Raw genomic sequence first — 20,555 nt, forward strand, 5'->3', positions numbered from 1 at the left:
GTTGAAAGCAAATTTGTTTGTGCCCAAAGTCAAATTACTGCCATTACGAATCCCTTCTGGTTGGGAAGTAAGCTATAATTCGTTGACTGAAATGGACCCATCTCAACAAAAAACAGATGACGAAAATGTATGGTTTAACTTTACAGAGGACCTGCTTCAAGTGAAACACACAAAGTTCGGCATCTTGTTAGATGTTGGTTGGTATCCAGAAAGGGATCCTGATGGATATTATGGGCTTGAATTAATCAAAAACTATGATTGGAGCAATCCGTTAGTTAGTGTAGATACAAAGGATATACAAGATCTTGCTGAAAGAATTGAAAGTTTATTGTGGCAATCTGGCACAGGTTATTACAACTGAATTTAATTGTTCAACATAACATTTAATTTCACTGAATTGCTTTTTAGGCTGTTGAGAAGGTATCAACAGCCTTTTTATGTTAATCAATTTTAAGATATGAAGGATTGCAAAAATCGCTTCAAGGTAGAGTTGTGCTGTCCCAGGTGATGATGGAGACCGACGCGGCCGGAACGCCGCAAGTCCGCTACGTCTACGGCCTGGGTCTGATCGGCCGCGAAGACGCGGCAGGGAAGTACCAGACGTATCACTACGACCTGCGTGGCAGCACGGTCGCTCTGACCGACGAGCAGGGTCAAGTGACCGATACGTACAGCTACGACACGTACGGCGAGCGCTTGAGCCACGAAGGTGCAAGCTCGCAGCCGTTCCAGTACAATGGACGCGGGCGGCGTGCAGACGGATGTTAACGGCCTGTACCAGATGAGAGCCCGTTACTATAATCCCGCGATCAAGCGGTTTGTGAACCGGGACGTGTTGAGCGGCAGCCTCTCTGATGGATTGACGATGAACCGGTATGCCTACGTCAACGGCAATCCCGTGTCGTACATCGACCCGTTCGGCCTAAGCGCAGACGGTGCGACGTGGTGGGAGACCGGACTAAGCTTCGCCGCGGATGTGACCCCGTTCGTCGGAACGCTCAAAGGCATTCAGGAAGTGTTCAGCGGCGTGGATCTGTCTTGCTACAGTGCAGAAAAGGAGGAGACCCTAATAAACCTACTTACAGACAACCTATGGATAGGAGGAAATCATGGATAGAGAAAGCGAAATACACGGAACTCAGGCAAAGGTTTTTATCCAATACAAGGGCACCCTGCAAGAGTTAGGTTTGAAAATTGAAGCTGGCTTGAATATACCTGAGCTGCAATATGGATATATGGAATATGAGCCGTATGATTTGTTCGGTTCTGCTGAGATCCTTGGGTTTGAAATTGAATTGCAAAAAATGAGAGATGACAAGTGGCCTGATTATCAATATTGTTTAACTGCGATGACTACGGATTCCTTTGAAGAAATAATGGATAACCCCCACAAAAAACCGCGACCCCACCCTGACTCACAGGCGCTCGTCGCGGTAATCTGCTCCCGGCGGCATGACCCGCCAGGTGGTTTTCTCTCGGCACTCGCCGCTTACACATGCTCGAACATGCGCTCCAGCGCCGCTTTGGCGTCTTGGGCTATGTTCGCGGGGACTTTGATGATGCCGGACGGTTCGCCGCGGTCGATGCATTCCAGCGACCAGAGCAGGTGCGGCAGATCGATCCGGTTCATGGTCAGGCACGGGCACATGTCCGGGTTGAGCGACACGATTTGTTGGTCCGGGTGCTGGGCGGCGAGGCGGCGGACCAGGTTCATCTCGGTACCGACGGCCCATTTGGTGCCGGCAGGCGCTTCTTTGATGCGGTCGATGATGTATTTGGTGGAACCCGCGTCGTCGGCCGCGATCACGACGTCGTGCGTGCACTCGGGGTGTACGATCACGCGAATCTCGGGGTCCTGCCGCTTCATCTCCGTGATTTGCGCGGTCGTGAATTTTTCGTGTACCGAGCAGTGGCCTTTCCACAGGATGATCCGGATCTGCTCCGGGTCTTTGTCGGTGAGCAGGCGCTGCGCGTAAGGGTCCCATACCGCCATCTCGTCCAGCGGAATGCCGAGCTGGTAAGCGGTATTGCGTCCCAGATGCTGATCGGGCAGGAACAGGATCCGTTTGCGCTGCCGCAAAGCCCACTCGATGACTTGGCGGGCATTGGACGACGTGACGGTCGCGCCGCCGTGTCGTCCGACGAACGCTTTGATCTCGGCGGTGGAGTTGACGTACGTCAGGGGCAGGATCGTGTCGCCGACCTGTTCGGTCAGCAGGCGCCAGGCTTCTTCGGTCTGGACGATATTGGCCATGTCGGCCATCGAACAGCCGGCCCGTTGGTCGGGCAGAATGACGTGCTGGTGTTCCTCGGTCAGGATGTCGCACGTCTCGGCCATGAAATGCACGCCGCAGAACACGATATGGCGGGCTTTGGTATTGAGGGAAGCGAGGCGGGCCAGCTCCAGCGAATCCCCGGTCACGTCGGCAAACTGAATGACTTCGTCGCGCTGGTAATGATGGCCGGGAATCAGCAGTTCGTCGCCGTATCTCCGTTTGATTTCCCACACCCGGCGTTCCATTTCCGCCTCGGGAATGCTGCGGTACGCATCGGGCATCAGTTGATATTGAGGCATTAATTCATTGAAGATGGACATGAGGTCGCCTGCCTTTCCGGTTTCGATTCTTGCTTGGGGATGATGTCCATGCTGATGTCGAGGCTTCCTGCCGAATGCGTCAAGAATCCGAGCGAAATATAATGGACGCCCGTGCCGCGGTAAGCGTGCAGCGTGTGCATGTCGATGCCGCCGGAAGCTTCCGTGACGATGGAGGGCGGCGTCATGTGCGCGAATCGGGTGACGGCGGCGGGATCGCAGTTATCGAACATGATGATATCCGCGCCGGCGGCGATCGCTTCCTGCAGTTGGGCTTCGTCTTCGATCTCGACTTCGATTTTGACCATATGCCCGTTGCGGGCCCGGGCTTTGGCGACGGCGGCCGAGATAGAGCCTTCCGCCGCGATATGGTTGTCTTTGATCATGACGCCGTCGTACAGGCCGAACCGATGGTTATAGCCGCCGCCTGCGGTTACCGCGTATTTTTCCAGCATGCGCAGTCCGGGCGTCGTCTTGCGGGTGTCGCAGATCCGGATCGACGGATCGTCCAGCGTCTCGATCGCCCGCCGGGTCGCCGTAGCGATACCGGACATCCGCTGCAGCAGATTCAGCGCGACGCGTTCTCCGGTCAGCAGCGTCGACGGATTGCCTTCGAGCGCGGCGATCGTGTCGCCCGGGGCGAGGGCGTCTCCGTCCCGCTTGAGCACGTTGACGGAGATGTCCGGGTCCAGCAGGGCAAAAGCTTCGCGAATCACGTCGACGCCGGCTAGAATACCGGGCTGCTTGGCATGAATGATCGCCTGCTGCGGACCCGAGTCCGAGATCAACTGGGCGCTGAGATCGCCGCTTCCGATGTCTTCCATATAGAATCGTTCCAACAGATGTCTCAAAGGGATACGGTGCATTCGCTGGTTGTCCTTTCTGTTCGTAAAATGGGAGCGGTCTGATCGCGGTAGGTAATCGTCCGACCGGACCAGTCGGGATCGAGCCGCGCCGGATAATCGGCGCGATAATGGGCGCCCCGGCTCTCGGTCCGCAGCAGGGCGGAGCGGACGACGAGCAGGGCGAGCTGCCGGAGGCGCGCCAATTCCGCCTGCTCGCGCTTGAGCGCGGAGAGAGGCACCGGCTCGGTGGGCAGCTTGCGCAGCCACCGTTCGAGCCGGCGAAGTCCCGCAGCATCGCGCACGATCGAAGCGTGCAGACTCATCTGCCGCTGAAGCTCGGCGAGCGAGACCGCCGGCACTTCGAGCGTGCCGGCGTGGAGCGCAGCCGCCGCGTTCGACGGCTGCGGCGACGTGTCCGCGGCAGGCCGCCGGGGCGCGTAGTCGAAGCTGTGCCGCGCCGCCCTGCGGCCCAGCACGAGCGCTTCGAGCAGCGAATTGCTGGCCAGGCGGTTCGCGCCGTGCAGGCCGGTGCAGGCCGCTTCCCCGATCGCGTACAAGCCGGGAACGCGGGAGGCGCCCGAGGCATCGACCTTGATGCCGCCCATCATAAAATGCATGCCGGGAACGACCGGAATTTGTCCCAAGTCGACATCAATGCCGGCCTGTTCCAGAATGCCGGTAATGGTCGGGAAACGCTCGCGGAAACGTACGCAGCCGCGAATGTCCAGATAGACGTTCTGCCCGCTCTGCATCCGTTCGTGAATCGCGCGGGCCACGACGTCGCGCGGCGCGAGATCGCCGAGCGGATGCCGGCCTTCCATGACCGGCCGGCCGTCTTCGCCTCGCAGCACGCCGCCTTCGCCGCGTACCGCTTCGGAGATCAGGCCGTAGGTTGTGCCATTTTTCACCAATACGGTCGGATGAAACTGCATGAATTCCAGGTCGCACAACTCGGCTCCCGCTTCGTAAGCGAGCATCAGGCCGTCTCCGGTCATGCCGGAGCTGCCGGTATAGTGGGCATACAGGCTGCCGCATCCGCCGCTTGCCAGCACGACCGCGTCTGCCCGGAACTCGGTCAGTTTGCCTTCGTGCAGGGCGAGAACCCCGACGCAGCGGCCGTCTTCGACGACAAGCTTCACCGCGGTCGCCTGTTCGACGACCGAAGCGCGGCCCGATGTGCGGGCCAGCAAATAGTCCATCAGCACGCGGCCCGTGGCATCCCCGCCCGCATGAAAGATACGGTGGAACGAGTGCGCGCCTTCGAGGCCGAGCCGGATCCGGTTCTGCGCGTCCCGGTCAAACGGAAATCCGTCCCGGTCCAATCGTTCGATCAGGTCGCTGCCTTCCGCAAGCAGCTCTGCCGCGAGAACGGCGTCGGCATGTCCGTCTCCCGCGGTCAGCGTATCCTGGACATGGCAATCGACCGAATCTTCCGGCAGACGGACGGCGGCGATGCCGCCCTGGGCATACATGGAGTTGCCGCTTCGGACCGAATCTTTGGTCAGAAGCTGCACGTCGCAGCCTTCGGGGAGCGAGTCGATCAGCGAGAGGGCGGCCGCTCCGGCTCCGACGATCAGTACGGATGGCTTGGACAAGAACGATCCCTCTCTTTCGCAAAGTGTTTACATATTGGATTACAGGTGTCTTGACACCTATATTTACATAAACATAAACTAAACTCAAGTCCATTTTCATAAATCGCTGGATTTATGCCGGAAGAGGGGTTGGGAATGATTTATTTGGATTACGCGGCGTCTTCGCCGATGTGCGAGGAAGCTTTGCAGACTTTGATGACCATGAGCCGCGACGTCTACGGCAACGCAAGCAGCCTGCACGACGGAGGCGGGCACGCTGCCCATATTCTGGAACGGAGCCGGGAATTCGTGGCCGGATCGATCGGGGGACACCGGGACGGCCTGTTCTTCACGAGCGGCGGCACCGAATCGAACCTTTTGACGATTCGGGCGTTGGCCGGGGCGCTTCCGCCGGACCGGCGGCATATTCTGACGTCCACTTTGGAGCATCATTCGGTCAAGCTTGCGGTGGCCGGTCTGGTGTCGCTCGGATACGAGGTCGATTACGTGGCGCCGGATGCGTCGGGACGCATCGGTCCGCGGCAGATCGAGCCGCTGCTGCGTCCGGATACCGGCCTGATGTCGCTGCAGCATGCCAATTCGGAGACGGGACTCGTGCAGGATCTGGCGTCGATCGGCGCGTTCTTGCATGAGCGGGGGATTTTGCTGCATGCCGACGCCGTTCAATCTTTTGGGAAAATCGAACTCGACGTCGGCGAATCGGGCGTGGACGCGGTCTCGCTCTCGGCGCACAAAATTCAAGGACCCAAAGGCGTCGGCGCGGCGTATATCCGTCCCGGCGTTCCGTTCGTGCCGCTGTACCCGGGTTCTTTGCACGAGAGCGGCTTCCGGCCGGGCACGGTCAACGTGCCGGGCATCGCCGCGTTTGCCGCGGCGGCGGTCCATACGTGCGGGCAGCGGGAAGCGCGGACGGCGCATTACGTTCGGCTCAGGAAGCATCTGACAGAACGGTTCCGCGCCTGCGGCCTGTCCGCCTATCTGGTAGCCGACCGACTGTCGGGAGAGCCGGCGAACGTGCTGCCCCATATCGCGGGATGCGCCGGCTTGGGATACGAAGGCCAATATGTTATGCTGGAATGCAATCGAAAAGGCCTCTGCATTTCCACCGGAAGTGCCTGCTCTTCGGGGCACCAGGCCATTCCGGACACGCTGCTTGCGTTAGGCTTGTCGGAAGGGGAAGGACGTTCCTTTTTCCGCATTTCTTTTGGCCCCGAGACGACGACGCAGCAGCTGGATCTGCTCGTTCAAACGCTGCACGAACTGGAACAGACCAAAAAAGAAGGGAGTTTCTCGTGAATTCCTATGGAAGAGATTAAATTGACGGGAGAGCGGCGGCGCGAAAAGCTGCTGGAATGGCTCAAAGCGTCTTCGCCGCTGACCGGGAGCGAACTGGCCCGCCGGGCTTCCGTGTCCAGGCAGGTCATCGTGCAGGACATCACGCTGCTCAAAGCCAAAAACCATGCCATTCTGGCGACCAGCCAAGGCTATGTCCATGTGACGCCGAGCGACGAGCCGACAGCCCGAAGCATCATCGCCTGCCGGCACGACCGCGATCGGACGGAAGAAGAGCTGCTGCTGCTCGTCGATTACGGCGTGAGCGTCGACGATGTCATCATCGAACATCCGGTCTACGGCGAATTGACGGCGCTGATCCGGGTCGGCACGCGAAGCGAAGTCTATGAATTCATCGAAAAGATCACGTCGACCGGTGCTTCGTATTTGTCGGAACTGACGGACGGCGTTCATCTGCACACGATCTCCGCGCCCGAGCCCGGACGGATCGAAAAAGCGTGCGAAGCTTTGAGAAAAGCCGGTTTTCTGATCGAGGACTGAGCTTTCCGCCGCTTGGAAGCCGGGTCCTACGAGTCGTACGGGACGGTACTTGGACGGTACGCGCGATTCGGGAGTCGTTTGTGAAAAAAAGCCCTGTCTCTCTTGGAGAGACGGGGATTTTGGCGTGGGGATTTTTACGGGACGGTTGACGAAGGTGGAAGAGTATTTTTTATGAATTAAATTGGGTTTAAATAACTATTTGATTTGAATTAGTATGCTGCTATACTCGGTCTCATCATAGCGCAAGGAAAGGTCGGGATACGCATGAAACTCAAATCGAGGCTCACCGTTCTGTTGACGATTGTGATGGTGAGTGCATTTAGTTTTGGAATCTCTTCTGCCGATGCCAGTGCAGCCGCTGTCGTGCCCGTTCACCTGAAAGTCGGAAAATATTCGATCCTCTACACCCAGCCGGCGCCGCCTTTTATCGATCGGGCCCGAAGAGTGCAGGTTCCGCTGCGTTCGATCGAAGATTTGCTGGGCGGGAAAGTGAAGTACGACGCGGCGGCCAAAACAGCGGAGGTCGAGTGGGTCGGGCATATTTTCCGGGTCGAGATCGGTTCCCAAACGGCTCAAATCGACGGGAAAACCGTGCAAATGGACACGACGCCCGTTTTGAAAAATCAAGCGATGTTCCTGCCGCTCCGCTTCTTTCTCGATGCGACCGAAGTGAAATGGCGCTGGGACCAGGCTTCGCAGCAGTTGGTGCTTGCGGACGATCGGGTGGTGAAAGGCAAACCTTTTGAAGAATTCGATATGCACGATACGGCAAGTGTCAAAAACGAGAACGCGCTGATCATCCAATCGTATTCGATTGCAGGGAATCGCTTGACCCTAACCGCCCTCAACGTATCCGGACATACGATCCCTGCCGAAAAAGCCGATATTCAACCGCACATGCATTACAATTACGGACAATATTCTGTCGATTCCTATAATCGTCCTTCTTATCCCCCATTGAAAAAAGTGCCGGATGAAGCCACGGTCGAGAAGAAGATGGAGGTGGATATTAAAGACATGGACTATATGATCACGGTCGGCCGGGAATTAAAATAAGTGTCCTTATACGCTAGTTGGAGTAAACGGCTTATCACTTCAATTTACAGATCACGCAGAATCGAAAGGTCGGGATACGCATGAAACTCAAATCGAGGATAGCCGTTCTGTTGACGATTGTGATGGTGAGCGCATTTAGTTTTGGAATCTCTTCTGCCGATGCCAGTGCAGCCGCTGTCGTGCCCGTTCACCTGAAAGTCGGGAAATATTCGATCCTGTACACCCAGCCTGCGCCGCCTTTTATCGATCAAGCCCGAAGAGTGCAGGTTCCGCTGCGTTCGATCGAAGACTTACTGGGCGGGAAAGTGAAGTACGACGCGGCGGCCAAAACGGCGGAGGTCGAGTGGGTCGGGCATACTTTCCGGGTCGAGATCGCTTCCCAAACGGCTGTAATCGACGGGAAAACCGTGCAAATGGACACGACGCCCGTTTTGAAGAACCAAGCGATGTTCCTGCCGCTCCGCTTCTTTCTCGATGCGACCGACGTGAAATGGCGTTGGGACCAGGCTTCGCAGCAGTTGGTCCTTGCGGACGATCGGGTGGTGAAAGGGGCGCCTTTTGTAGCCTTTATGGGGAATGATGTGGCAAGCGTCAGAGACGAACATGCGCTGGTCATTCAGTCTTATTCGACCGAAGGGGACGATATGACGATAACCGCTCTGAACGTTTCCAGTCATACGATCCCTGCGGGTAAAGCGGATATCAATATTCTGATTCATTATAAAAAAGGAGGATTTGCGATGGATCCCTATTCGCGTTCGGCTATTCCTCCACTTACGGCCGTACGCAAGGGAGATACGGTGAAGAAGAAGACGAGAGGCGGCATCGATCCGAAGGTCGATTACGTCATCACGGTCGGCCGGGAATTGAATTAATCGTCCTTGCAGGCAAGCCGCATCCTCTCCCCGCCAAACAACCCCGACCCTTCGCGCGAAGAGTCGGGGTTTGCCCTTTTCGGGTACAAAATGTTCGCCTGGCAGGGTATGATGAAGAGGCAGGTCCGGTTTGCTCAGATAAGGACGGTGGACAATGGTCGGTTTTATTGTATGGATGATTCTTATCAATACGTCGTTTTGGCTGCTCTGCTGCCTGGGGACCGCCCATGCGGTTCGATTCCTGCCGGCTGCATGGTATCGGAAAAACGATTGGTTTTTTGCGGAACGTTCTTTTGAAAAAAAGGTTTACAAAAAAATCCGGCTCGATCGGTGGAAACACAAGCTTCCGGAAGCCGGCGGGTTATGGAAATTCCAAAAGAAAAATCTCAACGAGAAAATTACGGTAGACTATGCGGATAAATTCATTTTGGAAACGAAGTACGGAGAAGTCGGACATTTCGCCATGGCGATCCTGGGCTTTGCTTGCATAGCGGTGAATCCGCACGAATATGTAGGGATGGCTTTGATTTGCGCGGGCGTCAACGTCGTGGTCCAGATCCCGTTTTGTCTGATTCAGAGGTATAACCGGCCGCGGTTGATCCGCTTGAGAGCGCGCTTGGCACGCAAGGGAAGTGAACTCCAGGACGTATAAAACGTATAAAAATAACCCCCAAACCGCTTCCGATTAAGAATCGGAGCAGGCTGGGGGTTATTTGGCGTTATTAAGACAAGCGCGAACTGTAATCTTCGAACTTGAACTCGCGGATCACTTTGATGCCTTCCGCTTCGCTGTACGAAGCGATCGAAGGCAGGTTCACGCCGTTGAACATATGGTTCTTGACCATGGTGTAATGCGCCATGTCGCCGAAGACGAGCTTGTCGCCGACTTCGAGCGGGCGGTCGAACGAGTAGTCGCCGATGACGTCGCCGGCCAGGCAGGTCATGCCGCCGAGACGGTACGTGATCGCTTTCTCGCCCGGCATGCCCGCGCCGTCGATGCTTGGGCGGTAAGGCATGGCCAGCACATCCGGCATATGGCATTCGGCCGACGTGTCGAGAATGGCGATGTCCATGCCGTTCTTCATCGTGTCGAGCACGGTCGCGACCAGGTAGCCGGTATTCAGCGCGATCGCTTCGCCCGGTTCGAGGTAGACCTGCACGTCGTACTTGTCGCGCGCGAATTCGATGCAGCGGATCAGGCGCTCGACGTCGTAGTCGGGACGCGTGATATGGTGGCCGCCGCCGAAGTTCAGCCATTTCATCTTGGAGATGACGTGGCCGAATTTCTCGTCGACGACTTTGAGCGTGTTCTCCAGCGTATCGGAGTTCTGCTCGCACATCGTATGGAAATGCAGGCCGTCGATACCTTCGAGATCGCTCTCGTCGAAGTTCTCAAGCGTAATGCCCATACGGGAATACGGCGAACACGGATCGTACAGCGGCACTTCAAGCTCCGAATATTCCGGATTGATGCGCAGGCCCACTTCGATCTTGCGGCCCGGGTAGTTCAGCACTTTATCCTTGAACTTGCGCCATTGGGCGAACGAGTTGAACACGATGTGGTCCGTATAGCTCAGCAGCTCGTCGAACTCGCGATCGACGTAAGCCGGCGCGTATACGTGCACTTCCTTGCCCATTTTCTCGTAGCCGAGACGCGCTTCGAACAGCGAACTGGACGTTACGCCCGCCAGATACTTCCCGACCAGGGGATACTCCGCGAACATGGAGAATCCTTTTTGGGCGAGCAGGATCTTGGCGCCGGTACGTGCCTGCACGGAGCCGAGCAGTTCAAGGTTCTTGGTGAGCAGACGCTCGTCCACGACGTAGCAGGGAGAAGGGACGGCGCTGAAATCGATATCTGTCATAATGGTTTTCTAAGCCCCTTTTAGTCCAGCAGCGTCGGCGAGAAATCCTCGACCCACGGCAGGCCCTGTTTGTTCAGTTCTTCCATGAACGGGTCCGGATCGAACTCTTCCACGTTGTAGACGCCCGGTTTTTTCCACAGGCCTTTGAGAACCATCATGGCCCCGATCATCGCCGGCACGCCGGTCGTGTAGGAGATCGCCTGCGAACCGACTTCGCGGTAGCATTCTTCGTGATCGCATACGTTGTAGACGTAGTACGTTTTCGGCTCGCCGTTTTTGGTGCCCTGGAAAATGCAGCCGATGTTCGTTTTGCCTTTCGTTCTCGGTCCGAGCGAAGCCGGGTCCGGCAGAACGGCTTTGAGGAACTGAAGCGGCGCGATTTTTTGGCCTTCGAAGTCGATCGGCTCGATCGACGTCATGCCGACGTTCTCGAGTACCTTCAGATGGTTCAGGTAGTTTTGCGAGAACGTCATCCAGAAGCGGATCTTTTTGAGGCCCGGCATGTTCTCGGCGAGCGACTCCAACTCTTCATGATACAGAAGGTAGATGTCTTTCGGTCCGATTTCCGGCAGATCGTACACTTTTTTCTCCGTGAGCGGTTCGGTCTCGATCCACTCGCCGTTTTCCCAGTAGCGGCCCTTCGCCGTGATCTCGCGGATATTGATCTCCGGGTTGAAGTTGGTCGCGAACGGATAGCCGTGATCGCCGGCGTTGGCGTCGACGATATCGATCTGGTGGATCTCGTCGAAGTAATGCTTCAGGGCGTAAGCGCTGAATACGCCCGTTACACCCGGGTCGAAGCCGCTGCCGAGGACCGCCGTAAGGCCGGCTTTCTCGAACTTCTCGCGGTACGCCCACTGCCATTTATATTCGAATTTCGGATTGTCGAGCGGCTCGTAGTTGGCCGTGTCGAGGTAATGCACGCCCGTCTCGAGGCAGGCATCCATGATGGTCAGATCCTGATAAGGGAGCGCCACGTTGATTACGATGTCCGGCCCGAAGCTTTTGATCAGCTCCACGACTTCTTCCGTACGGTCGGCGTCGACCTGTGCGACCGAAATCTTCGTGCGTCCTCCGTCCAACTTGGTCTTCAAAGCTTCGCACTTCGACAGCGTGCGACTCGCGATACAAATTTCCTCAAATACGTCAGGATTCTGGACACACTTATGCACGACAACGCTTGCTACGCCGCCCGCACCGATAATCAATGCTTTTCCCAAAATCAAGTCCCCCCTTAGTCCGTTTGAAAAGATAGTGTCAAGCCTGCTTGTGGCCTTCAAGAAATAAACGCTGGTTAAAAAATCAACAAGAAGGATTATACAAATAATAACGCAAAAACACAAGAAAAACACGAAAAAAACGGCTTTTTACCGAACCAACCCAGTATTTTAACATAGTTTTAACAGTAATCCTCCGTAATCCGTCCTATTCCTCCGTTTTGTCCGTTCAGCAGGCCATTTGGAAGCCCTATCGAAGCGCAGCGGGCCCGCAGGGGCGGAAGGGGCGTTTCTTCATTCCGCGGCGCGAGGCGGCGAATGCTGCTTGCGATATTGTTTGGGCGGCATGCCGCTTTCTTTTTTGAACGCTTTGGAAAAAGAGAACAGGTCCGGGTAACCGACCGAATGGGCGATTTCCGACAGGGAGTAGGAGGTCTGCTCCAGCAGCATTTTCGCTTCGTCGAGCTTGAGCCGCTGCATGTAACGGACCGGCGTGATGCCGTAGCGCTCGTGGAATTTTTTGCTGAAATGGGTCCGTCCGACGCCCGCGTGCCGTGCCACTTCTTCGACGGTGATCCCGTCCGCGTAATGGATCTCCATATAGTCGAGCCCGCGCTGCAGCCAGGAAACGGAATTCGCTTCGCTGCCTTCGGGCGCGGCGTCGCGCTCCAGCGAAGCGAAGATGCGGTAGAACGCCGACAACCGGTCGAGATCGGACGCTTCCGCCGCGCCGCCTGCCGTTTTTTGCAGAAAAGCGATCAGGTCCGCCGCCGCTTCTTCCGCATGCAGCGCCGGCAGATGGGGACGCTGGGGCGTCAGCCCGACGCGGCGCAGCAGATCAAGCGCCATTTTGCCGTCGAACGCGAGGAAAATCTTGCGCAGCGGCGCGTCCGGGTCGGTCCAGTATTCGTGCGTCACCTGCGGAAACAGGCAGTACAGGTCGCCCGCCGCGAGCGGATACGTCCGCCCGTTCTGGACAAAAGTGCCGCGTCCGCCGAGCACCAGCAGCAGGTAATAATAAGCGGTCGTACGCGGCCCGATATGGTAGTCCGGCTTGGCGAGGTTCGACCCGAGGCGGATCGGCCAGGCGGGCCCGGCTTTCTCGTAATCGGACGGGGTGAACAAGTGGACGCGCAAATATTCGTTGGCGTCTTCTTTGGTGTAATCGGCATCGATCGGCACGGGAAAGCTCCTTCCTTCAAACGTCCTGCACGCAAAATGACAAAAGTTCGGAACGGCGAAATGACATTTACTATTGCTCGGGGGCTTGCTATCATTCTATCAAAAGTAATCCAACTTGTTTAGTTGGAATATACTCCTGCAATTTTAAATACAAAAATTCAAATAAACCGAGCGCTTGGCAGGGCGGAGCGGAAAGGACGGAATCGAACATGGCAAACGGAGAACAGGAAACGCGCGGGATCGAGTTTGGCTGGTTTTTGCCTACCGCGGGAGACGGCAAGTACGTGGGCGTGGAACCGGAACGTCCGGCGACGCTTCAGTATCTGACGGAGGTGGCGCAGACGGCCGAAGCGGCCGGGTTCGGGTTCGTGCTTATTCCGACCGGCGGCGCCTGCCTGGACGCATGGGTCGTCGGATCGGCCGTCATGAGCCGCACGACGACGCTGCGTCCGCTTGTGGCGGTGCGCCCGGGCCTCATGGCTCCGGTGCTGTCGGCGCGCATGGGCGCGGCGCTGGATCAGCTGTCCGGCGGCCGCGCGATGATCAACGTCGTCACCGGCAGTTCCGTGCAGGACCTCGAAGAACTGGGCGATCCGCTGGCGCGTTCGCACGACGAGCGTTACGAGCGGGCGGACGAATATTTGCAGGTCATGCGCCAAACGTGGGCCAACGGCGACAAGCCGCAGGCTTCGGAATTCGCGTCGGGAACGGCGGGCGGTTCGGCCAAAGAGCAAGAACCGTTCCGCGGCAAGCATTATACGTTCGAGCGGGCTTCGGGTTCGCCGCGCACGGTGCAAGACCCGCATCCGCCGTTCTATCTGGGCGGCAGTTCGGCAGGCGCCAAGCGGGTCGCGGTCCGGCACGCGGACACGTTCCTGATGTGGGGCGAGCCGCATGCCTGGATCGGGGAGCAGATCGCGGAGATCGAGAGTCTGCGGCAGCAGTACGAGCAGGAGACCGGCGAACCGCGCGAACTGCGCTACGGTATGCGCGCCCAGGTGCTCGTCCGGGACACGGAAGAAGAAGCATGGGCCGCGGCCTGGGACATTATCAGCAAAGTGTCCCCGGAAGCGATCGAGAAAGCGGAGCGCGAATTCGCCGCTACCGACGCGACCAACCAGCGGCGCCAGAACGAACTGCGCGAGCTGTCCAAAGCGGACCGCTTCGTGGCGGGGCCGAATCTGTGGACAGGGCTGTCGGTCGTACGTTCCGGCGGCGCGATCCTGATCGTCGGCACGGCCGACCAGGTGTCGCAGCGGCTGATCGAATATGCCGAACTCGGCGTATCGACGTTTATCCTGTCCGGCTATCCGCATCTGGAAGAAGCCGAAATCTTCGGCCGCGAAGCGCTGCCGCTGTTCAAACAAAAATGGGCCGACATTCATAAGGAGGTTGTACGATGACGGGAAAATCCGGGAAAAAGCTTCGTTACTTATTGGCATCCGGCGCACTCGCGCTGACGGCGGTCTTGTCCGCATGCGGAGGCGGCGGATCGGGTGCTTCGTCCCCGGACGGCAGCGTCACGATCAATTTCCTGCACTGGCGGGGCGAAGACGTGAAAGCGCTGGATACGCTGATCGGCAAGTTCGAAACGGCCAATCCGGGCATCAAGGTCGAAATGCAGACGCTGCCTTCGGATCAGTATCAATCGACGGCGCAGGCGAAACTGTCGGACGGCTCGGTCGGCGACGTGTTCGCCTCGTTCCCCGGCGCGCAGTTCGACGCTTTGGCCAAAGCCGGCGCTTTCACGGATCTGAGCGGCTCTGCTTTTCTGGACCATTTCAATGCCGACCTGATCGAAGCCGGACAGCAGGAAGGCAAGCAGCTCGCCGTGCCGTACCAGCTCGTCTACAACGATCCGATCTACAACGTCAAACTGTTCGAGCAGTACGGCCTGACGCCGCCGGCAGACTGGGAAGGCTTCCTGGCGCTGTGCCAGACGCTCAAGGATAACGGCATCATTCCGATCGCGTTCGCCGGCGCCGATATCGGTCCGGGGCAGTTCATGAACACGATGGTGATGAACAACGAACCGAGCGACGACATTTTCGAGCAAGTCGAAGCGGGCGAAGCGAAGCTGACCGACGAATGGTGGGTCAAGACGCTGACGCAGATCAAGGAACTGAACGACAAAGGCTACTTCCAGCCCGACGCGCTCGGCACGAAAGACGCCGCGGCCGGAGCGCTGTTCATTCAGGAAAAAGCGGGCATGCTCGCAAGCGGCTCGTACCAGCTCGCGCAGAACGCGGCGCAAAATCCCGAACTTGAACAGGCGCTGCTCGCGCCGATCACGGTAAGCGAGAGCGAAGCCAAGTACGAAGGCGTGCATACGAGCACGTTCATGCTGGCGGTCAACAGCAAGTCGAAGCATCCCGAGGAAGCGAAGAAATTTCTCGATTATCTGAGCCAGCCGGAAGCGGCCGGCGAATATGCCAACGCGACCGGACAGAACGTGACGGTCGACGGCGTCTCGTACGACAGTCCGGAACTGAAGATCGCCGAGCAGTGGACCGGCAAGAAGACGCTGTTCCAGCCGCGCTTCACGATCAAGAACGGCGACAACCAAAAAACCGTCACGAATTCCATTCAGGCCGTGCTTGGAGGGTCCACGCCGGAGGAAGCGGCGCAGGAAGCCCAGGCGGTCATCGATCAGAACCTGAGCAAGTCCTAGGCCGGGGCGAAATCCGCAGATGAAAAATAACCGATTGAAGCACAAGCGTGTCCTGTGGCTGTTCCTGCTGCCGGGCACGCTGCTGTATCTCTTCCTGTTCGCGTACCCGACGCTGTCGGGGCTGTTCTATTCGTTCACCGATTGGGACAGCGTCTCGCCGTCCTACAACATGGTCGGACTCGACAACTACAAAGACAGCTTCGAGAGCCTCGTCTTCCGCAAAACGCTGCTGAACAACGTGAAGTTCATGCTCAGCGTGGTGATCGTGCAGACGGTCGTCTCGCTGGTGCTTGCGCTTCTGCTGTCCCGCAACACGCGAACGCGCGTCTTCCTGCGCGCGCTGTATTTCCTGCCGGCGATTCTGTCGTCGGTCTCGGTCGGCCTGATCTGGTCGTTCGTCTATGACCCGACGATCGGCATGCTGAATCTGGGCCTGCGCGGAGCCGGTCTGGACGGCCTGGCGCAGAACTGGATCGGCGACCGCAAGATCGCCCTGTACGCGATCGCGGCGGTACAGGTGTGGGCGCACGCCGGCCAGATGATGATCGTGTTCATCGCCGGATTGCAGGCGATTCCGGGCGAGCTGTACGAGTCGGCTCGTATTGACGGCGGCAGCCGTTTCCAGCTGTTCCGCAAGATCACCTGGCCGCTGCTTGCGCCGTCGTCCGCGATCGTCATCGCCTACACGACGATCCAGTCGTTCAAAGCGTTTGACCTGATCTTCGTCATGACCGACGGCGGCCCGAACAACGCCACCGAAATATTGTCGACGTATATTTATCACACCGCCTTCGGGAACTACGAGTTCGGGCTCGCTTCGGCCGGCTCCATGATCTTCCTCGTCGTGCTGGCGATTCTGACGTATCTGCAGTTCAAAGCGCTGCGGACCGACCGGGCTTTCTAAGGAGGGGAACCTATGGCTTTCAAATGGCTCGGCCGGCTGATCATGCTGCTGTACGCGGCGGTCATTGCCGCGCCGCTGTATTTCGTAGTCATCTCGGCGTTCAAGCCGACGACGGCTTTCTTCGCCGACCCGCTCGGCTGGCCGCAGCCGCTGACGCTCGAAAATTTCCGCGCGCTGTTCGAGCAGCAGCCGATGCTGCGTTATTTCGGCAACAGCGCGCTCGTCACGCTCGGCACGGTGGCGCTCGACCTGCTGCTCGGCAGCCTGATCGCCTACGCGATCGTGCGCTTCGGCGGCCGGATCGGCGCGTTCTTCTTCGCGCTCTACGCCGCCGGCTTGATCGTGCCGACGCAGGTGAACATGCTGCCGCTTTACGCGCTCGTGCGCAAGCTCGGCTGGTCGGACCACCTGCTCGGCCTGGTGGTCGTGTCGGTGGCGCTGTTCCTGCCGCTGACGGTGTTCATGCTGACCGGCTTCATGCGCTCGCTGAGCCGCGAAGTGCTGGAAGCCGGCAGCATCGACGGCGCCAGCGAATGGCGGCTGTTCGCGCGCATCGCCATTCCGCTGTCCGCGCCCGCGCTGTCGGCCTGCGCGACGTTTCTGTTCGTCATGTCGTGGAACGATCTGCTCATGCCGCTGCTGCTGATCAACAGCAATTCCAAGCTCACGCTGCCGCTTGCGCTCATGCAGTTCCGCGGCGAATACGTGACCAATTACACGACGCTGCTCGCCGGCGTCATCTTGTCGGCGGCGCCGATGCTGGTGCTGTTCTTGTTCCTGCAGCGTTATTTCATCGCGGGCATGACGGCGGGAGCAATCAAAGGCTGACGAGGCGAACGCCGCCGGCGTAGAACCGGGCCCGGATTCGGGTCTGGACTCGGGTCTGGAACCGAAAAAAAGGACAACCTTGATTCGTAAACAGGACAAAGAGCAAAGGGAAGGCCGGTTCATGACCCCGAAAGGGGCTTGGGTCGGCCTTTTTCCATGGGACGGACGGGCGCGGCTCGACTTCACGGTTGGCGGCTTCGTATAATAGAAGAAAACGCATAAGGGCGGATGATGGGGTCTGCCGCTTGTCGAAAGTCGGAGAGGAGCCTAAAGGTTTTGGTTATTCGCATTGTCATTTCGCTGCTTGTGTACCACGGGTTTCTTTTGTATATCGGTTGGAATTTATGGAAAGGACTTCGATCGTTTCGGCCGGATCTTCGGCGGAGGTGGCTGGTGATCTTGTCGGCGGGGCTGCTGATCGCGGCCTGGTCGATGGCTTTCCGGTTCATATTCAGCGAATATGCCTGGGCGCATTGGGTGGCGGGGATCTGGCTGATGTTCGCTTACGTCATGGTGCTCGTGCTGCCGCTGACGAACCTGGCCGTCTTGCTGCTGCGCCTCTTCACGCGTATGGACCGGCGCAAGTTGACCCGTTCGGTGACGGCCGTTGCGCTGGCTTTGACGCTATTTCTGGGCGCGTTCGGCGTGTTCAGCGCCTACAGCCCGGTCGTGCTCACGTACGACGTGAAGATCGCCAAGCCGGCGCTGGACGGGCGCAAGTCGATGAAGATCGTCATGGCGGCGGACATGCACTTCGGAGCGCTGTCCGGGCCGGGGCATGCCAAGCGGCTGGTGCGCCTGATCAACGAAGAAGCGCCGGATCTGGTGCTGTTCCCGGGCGATCTCGTCGACGACGATATCGTCCAGTACGTCAAACAGGGCATTCCCGAAATTTTGCAGGGTATCGAAGCTCCCGTCTACGCCTCGCTCGGCAATCACGATCGGCTGGAAGCGGGCGATACGGAACTGATCGAGACGTTGGAAGGTAGCGGCATGACGCTGCTGTACGACGAGATCGTCTCCGACGGCCTGCCGGTCACCCTGATCGGACGCAAAGACCGTACCGACCCGGCCCGCCTGTCCGTCGCGGAGCTTGCGGAGCAGACCGATCCGGCGGCGCCGCTCGTGCTGCTGGACCATCAGCCGTACGAGCTGGAGCTGGCAGCCAAAGCCGGCATCGACCTGGAAGTTTCCGGCCATACGCATCGCGGCCAGATTTTCCCGGCGAACTTCATCACGAACCGGATCTACGAGAACGACTGGGGTTACCTGCAAAAAGAAGGCATGCATTCGATCGTGACGTCCGGTTACGGCTTCTGGGGACTGCCGATGCGCATGGGGACCCGGTCGGAGATTACGATCATTAATGTGAGCTTCGAGTAGGGGATAGAGTGGAAGCGCGCGGGGCCGCCGCCGTGAGCGGGAGCTCGGCGGATTCCGCAGCGCTGCCGCTGGCGCCTCGACGGAGCGTCTGCCGCTTGCTCGCATGCGCGCCGCGGCTTGTCGAGGGTGCAAGCTAACGAATCCGGATAGCGCTAATCGGGAATTTTGGCCGTTTTGCGAAGGCTAAGGAATCGAAGGGGCGCTATTGCTGCGATTTGTACGCATTGGCCGCTTATAAGTTCGAATAAGGAACCGACGATTCGTTAGATGTGAAAAAAGACCGAAAAGAGCGCAATAGCGTGATGTCGGTTCGTTAGCGGGCAGACTGCGGCCTATGGAAGACGAGCCGCAGCGCAAGCCGTACAGCGTATCCAGCAAATAGTGGGTATAGAAAAACAGGCGCAAAAAAATCCGAACGAAAAAACCCGGCCTCTTCCGAGAGCCGGGCTTTTTGTCGTCATAGGGAGCGCTGCAAGCGATGGAGCGGTCAAGGTCGTCTCTTTTACCGACTTGTAGGCTGACCGACTTGCCGGCTTATCGCCTTACTTCTTCAGCGATTCGTAAGCGTCCGCAATCTTCGCGTTCTCGCCGCTGTCTTCGGTGAAGCCGGTCGCTTCGGCGATTGCGCCTTCCAAGCCGTTTTCCTCGATGGAAGCTTGGAGTTCGACGGACTGTTTGTCTTCCGGGTTGTTGTAATGGAGCGCTGCGGCGATGCCGGTCAGCAGATTGTCGATCGGCAGATCGAGGCTCAGCGCCATGCGCGCCGGGCCGCTCAGGCGGTCGTTCGGTCCGAGCTTGCGCAGCGGTTCGCGGCCGACGCGGCTGACATCGTCGTTGAGGTACGGATTGCGGAACCGTTTCTCGATCTTGTCGATGTATTTGGCGTGTTCGCCGGCATCGAAGCCGTGTTCTTTGACCAGCGCCGCGCCGCTCTCTTCCATCGCGCCGCGTACGACCGTGCGGACGGATTCGTCTTCGATCGCTTTGTCGACCGTAGGCAGCCCTTTGAGGTAGCCCAGGTAAGCGGTGATCGCGTGGCCCGTGTTCAGGGTGTACAGCTTGCGCTGCACATAAGCGACGAGCGTATCGGTCAGCTTCATGCCTTCGATCGTCGGCACGCCGCCTTTGAACGCCGGCTCTTCGACGATCCATTCGAAGAACGATTCCACGCCCACGTCGAGCAGGTTGTCGCCTTTGAACGGAGGCACGATCCGGTCGACGGAGCAGTTCGGGAAGCCGACATGCTCGTCCGCGTACGCTTTGGCTTCGTCGGACAAATGCGTGTAGACCTGCTCTTTGAGGTGCGAGCTTGCGCCGACCATGTTCTCGCAGGCGATGATATTCAAGAAGCCGGAGCCGGATTTGGACCGTTCTTCAAGGCCCGCAGCGATGTTGACGGCGATGAATTTGAGCACGTTCGGGCCGACGGCCGTCGTGATGATCTCGGCTTCGGCGATATGTTTGGACATGTCCGGACTGTTCGAGAGGCAGCCGGATACGCCGGTCACCGGAATCTCGCGCTTGTCGAGGTCGAGGATCTGGATCGTATAGCCGTGCTTTTCGTTCAGTTCGTTGATCATGGCTTCGTTGACGTCGGCGAAGACGAGCTCGTACCCGGCTTCGACGAGCAGGGCTCCGATAAAGCCGCGTCCGATATTGCCGGCTCCGAATTGAATCGCTTTTTTGGTCATGGGTGATACCTCCGTGT

20 protein-coding genes are annotated in these 20,555 nt (G+C 58.2%); 13 read left to right on the forward strand and 7 right to left on the reverse strand.

Annotated features, from left to right (window positions below; all coding sequences use genetic code 11):
- Position 1: 1 nt before the first annotated feature.
- The 3 genes from FFV09_RS13035 to FFV09_RS24180 all read left to right on the forward strand — a co-directional run bounded on the left by FFV09_RS13035 (position 2) and on the right by FFV09_RS24180 (position 1,117).
- Positions 2-361, forward strand: coding sequence for a hypothetical protein (locus FFV09_RS13035; RefSeq protein WP_141448233.1), 360 nt, complete (start codon positions 2-4; stop codon positions 359-361).
- Between the two features lie 104 nt (positions 362-465).
- Complete coding sequence (locus tag FFV09_RS24175; protein ID WP_246098330.1) at positions 466-768, forward strand: hypothetical protein; 303 nt, start codon at positions 466-468, stop codon at positions 766-768.
- Positions 752-1,117: an RHS repeat-associated core domain-containing protein gene (locus tag FFV09_RS24180; protein WP_246098331.1), complete on the forward strand. Its 366-nt coding sequence runs from the start codon at positions 752-754 to the stop codon at positions 1,115-1,117. Before FFV09_RS24175 ends, FFV09_RS24180 begins: the two co-directional genes overlap by 17 nt.
- Positions 1,118-1,489: 372 nt before the next feature.
- Here the strand turns inward: FFV09_RS24180 and nadA are convergent, their stop codons facing one another.
- The 3 genes from nadA to nadB are packed head-to-tail and all read right to left on the reverse strand — an operon-like array spanning position 1,490 to position 5,033.
- On the reverse strand, positions 1,490-2,596 hold the full coding sequence (gene nadA, locus FFV09_RS13045) for a quinolinate synthase NadA (protein ID WP_141448234.1): 1,107 nt from the start codon (positions 2,594-2,596) through the stop codon (positions 1,490-1,492).
- Positions 2,575-3,459 carry a carboxylating nicotinate-nucleotide diphosphorylase gene (gene nadC / locus FFV09_RS13050; protein WP_141448235.1) on the reverse strand — a complete coding sequence of 295 codons (885 nt, stop codon included), beginning with the start codon at positions 3,457-3,459 and terminating at the stop codon, positions 2,575-2,577. The genes nadA and nadC overlap by 22 nt, the downstream gene beginning before the upstream one ends.
- On the reverse strand, positions 3,441-5,033 hold the full coding sequence (gene nadB / locus FFV09_RS13055) for an L-aspartate oxidase (RefSeq protein WP_141448236.1): 1,593 nt from the start codon (positions 5,031-5,033) through the stop codon (positions 3,441-3,443). Before nadB ends, nadC begins: the two co-directional genes overlap by 19 nt.
- A gap of 135 nt (positions 5,034-5,168) precedes the next feature.
- Here nadB and FFV09_RS13060 point away from each other — a divergent pair, with 135 nt between their 5' ends.
- The 5 genes from FFV09_RS13060 (at position 5,169) to FFV09_RS13080 (ending at position 9,449) form a co-directional block, all read left to right on the forward strand.
- Complete coding sequence (locus FFV09_RS13060; protein ID WP_141448237.1) at positions 5,169-6,329, forward strand: IscS subfamily cysteine desulfurase; 1,161 nt, start codon at positions 5,169-5,171, stop codon at positions 6,327-6,329.
- Between the two features lie 6 nt (positions 6,330-6,335).
- A complete protein-coding gene (locus FFV09_RS13065) occupies positions 6,336-6,866 on the forward strand; it encodes a transcription repressor NadR (RefSeq protein ID WP_141448238.1) in 531 nt (176 codons plus the stop codon).
- 264 nt (positions 6,867-7,130) lie between these two features.
- Positions 7,131-7,922, forward strand: coding sequence for a copper amine oxidase N-terminal domain-containing protein (locus tag FFV09_RS13070; protein WP_141448239.1), 792 nt, complete (start codon positions 7,131-7,133; stop codon positions 7,920-7,922).
- Positions 7,923-8,041: 119 nt separating this feature from the next.
- Complete coding sequence (locus FFV09_RS13075) at positions 8,042-8,797, forward strand: copper amine oxidase N-terminal domain-containing protein (RefSeq protein ID WP_246098564.1); 756 nt, start codon at positions 8,042-8,044, stop codon at positions 8,795-8,797.
- 154 nt (positions 8,798-8,951) lie between these two features.
- A complete protein-coding gene (locus FFV09_RS13080; RefSeq protein ID WP_141448241.1) occupies positions 8,952-9,449 on the forward strand; it encodes a glycosyl-4,4'-diaponeurosporenoate acyltransferase CrtO family protein in 498 nt (165 codons plus the stop codon).
- A gap of 70 nt (positions 9,450-9,519) precedes the next feature.
- On the opposite strand, the gene nspC is transcribed toward FFV09_RS13080, so the two are convergent.
- The 3 genes from nspC to FFV09_RS13095 all read right to left on the reverse strand — a co-directional run bounded on the left by nspC (position 9,520) and on the right by FFV09_RS13095 (position 13,061).
- Positions 9,520-10,662, reverse strand: coding sequence for a carboxynorspermidine decarboxylase (gene nspC, locus FFV09_RS13085; protein WP_141448242.1), 1,143 nt, complete (start codon positions 10,660-10,662; stop codon positions 9,520-9,522).
- 20 nt (positions 10,663-10,682) lie between these two features.
- Complete coding sequence (locus FFV09_RS13090) at positions 10,683-11,882, reverse strand: saccharopine dehydrogenase family protein (protein ID WP_141448243.1); 1,200 nt, start codon at positions 11,880-11,882, stop codon at positions 10,683-10,685.
- A 291-nt stretch (positions 11,883-12,173) separates the two neighbouring features.
- Complete coding sequence (locus FFV09_RS13095) at positions 12,174-13,061, reverse strand: AraC family transcriptional regulator (RefSeq protein ID WP_141448244.1); 888 nt, start codon at positions 13,059-13,061, stop codon at positions 12,174-12,176.
- A 209-nt stretch (positions 13,062-13,270) separates the two neighbouring features.
- On the opposite strand from FFV09_RS13095, the gene FFV09_RS13100 reads away from it, so the two are divergent.
- From FFV09_RS13100 to FFV09_RS13120, 5 genes are all read left to right on the forward strand, one after another.
- Positions 13,271-14,464: an LLM class flavin-dependent oxidoreductase gene (locus tag FFV09_RS13100; protein WP_141448245.1), complete on the forward strand. Its 1,194-nt coding sequence runs from the start codon at positions 13,271-13,273 to the stop codon at positions 14,462-14,464.
- A complete protein-coding gene (locus FFV09_RS13105; RefSeq protein WP_141448246.1) occupies positions 14,461-15,732 on the forward strand; it encodes an ABC transporter substrate-binding protein in 1,272 nt (423 codons plus the stop codon). The genes FFV09_RS13100 and FFV09_RS13105 overlap by 4 nt, the downstream gene beginning before the upstream one ends.
- A gap of 19 nt (positions 15,733-15,751) precedes the next feature.
- Positions 15,752-16,636, forward strand: coding sequence for a carbohydrate ABC transporter permease (locus tag FFV09_RS13110; RefSeq protein ID WP_246098332.1), 885 nt, complete (start codon positions 15,752-15,754; stop codon positions 16,634-16,636).
- Positions 16,637-16,648: 12 nt separating this feature from the next.
- A complete protein-coding gene (locus tag FFV09_RS13115; protein WP_141448247.1) occupies positions 16,649-17,464 on the forward strand; it encodes a carbohydrate ABC transporter permease in 816 nt (271 codons plus the stop codon).
- 393 nt (positions 17,465-17,857) lie between these two features.
- The gene (locus FFV09_RS13120) at positions 17,858-18,847 is read left to right on the forward strand and encodes a metallophosphoesterase (protein ID WP_246098333.1); all 990 of its coding nucleotides are present in this window, start codon (positions 17,858-17,860) and stop codon (positions 18,845-18,847) included.
- A 542-nt stretch (positions 18,848-19,389) separates the two neighbouring features.
- Here FFV09_RS13120 and FFV09_RS13125 read toward each other — a convergent pair.
- On the reverse strand, positions 19,390-20,538 hold the full coding sequence (locus FFV09_RS13125) for a mannitol-1-phosphate 5-dehydrogenase (protein ID WP_141448249.1): 1,149 nt from the start codon (positions 20,536-20,538) through the stop codon (positions 19,390-19,392).
- Positions 20,539-20,555: the final 17 nt, after the last annotated feature.

Source organism: Saccharibacillus brassicae, assembly GCF_006542275.1.
In the GTDB taxonomy this organism is placed as follows: Bacteria; Bacillota; Bacilli; order Paenibacillales; family Paenibacillaceae; genus Saccharibacillus; species Saccharibacillus brassicae.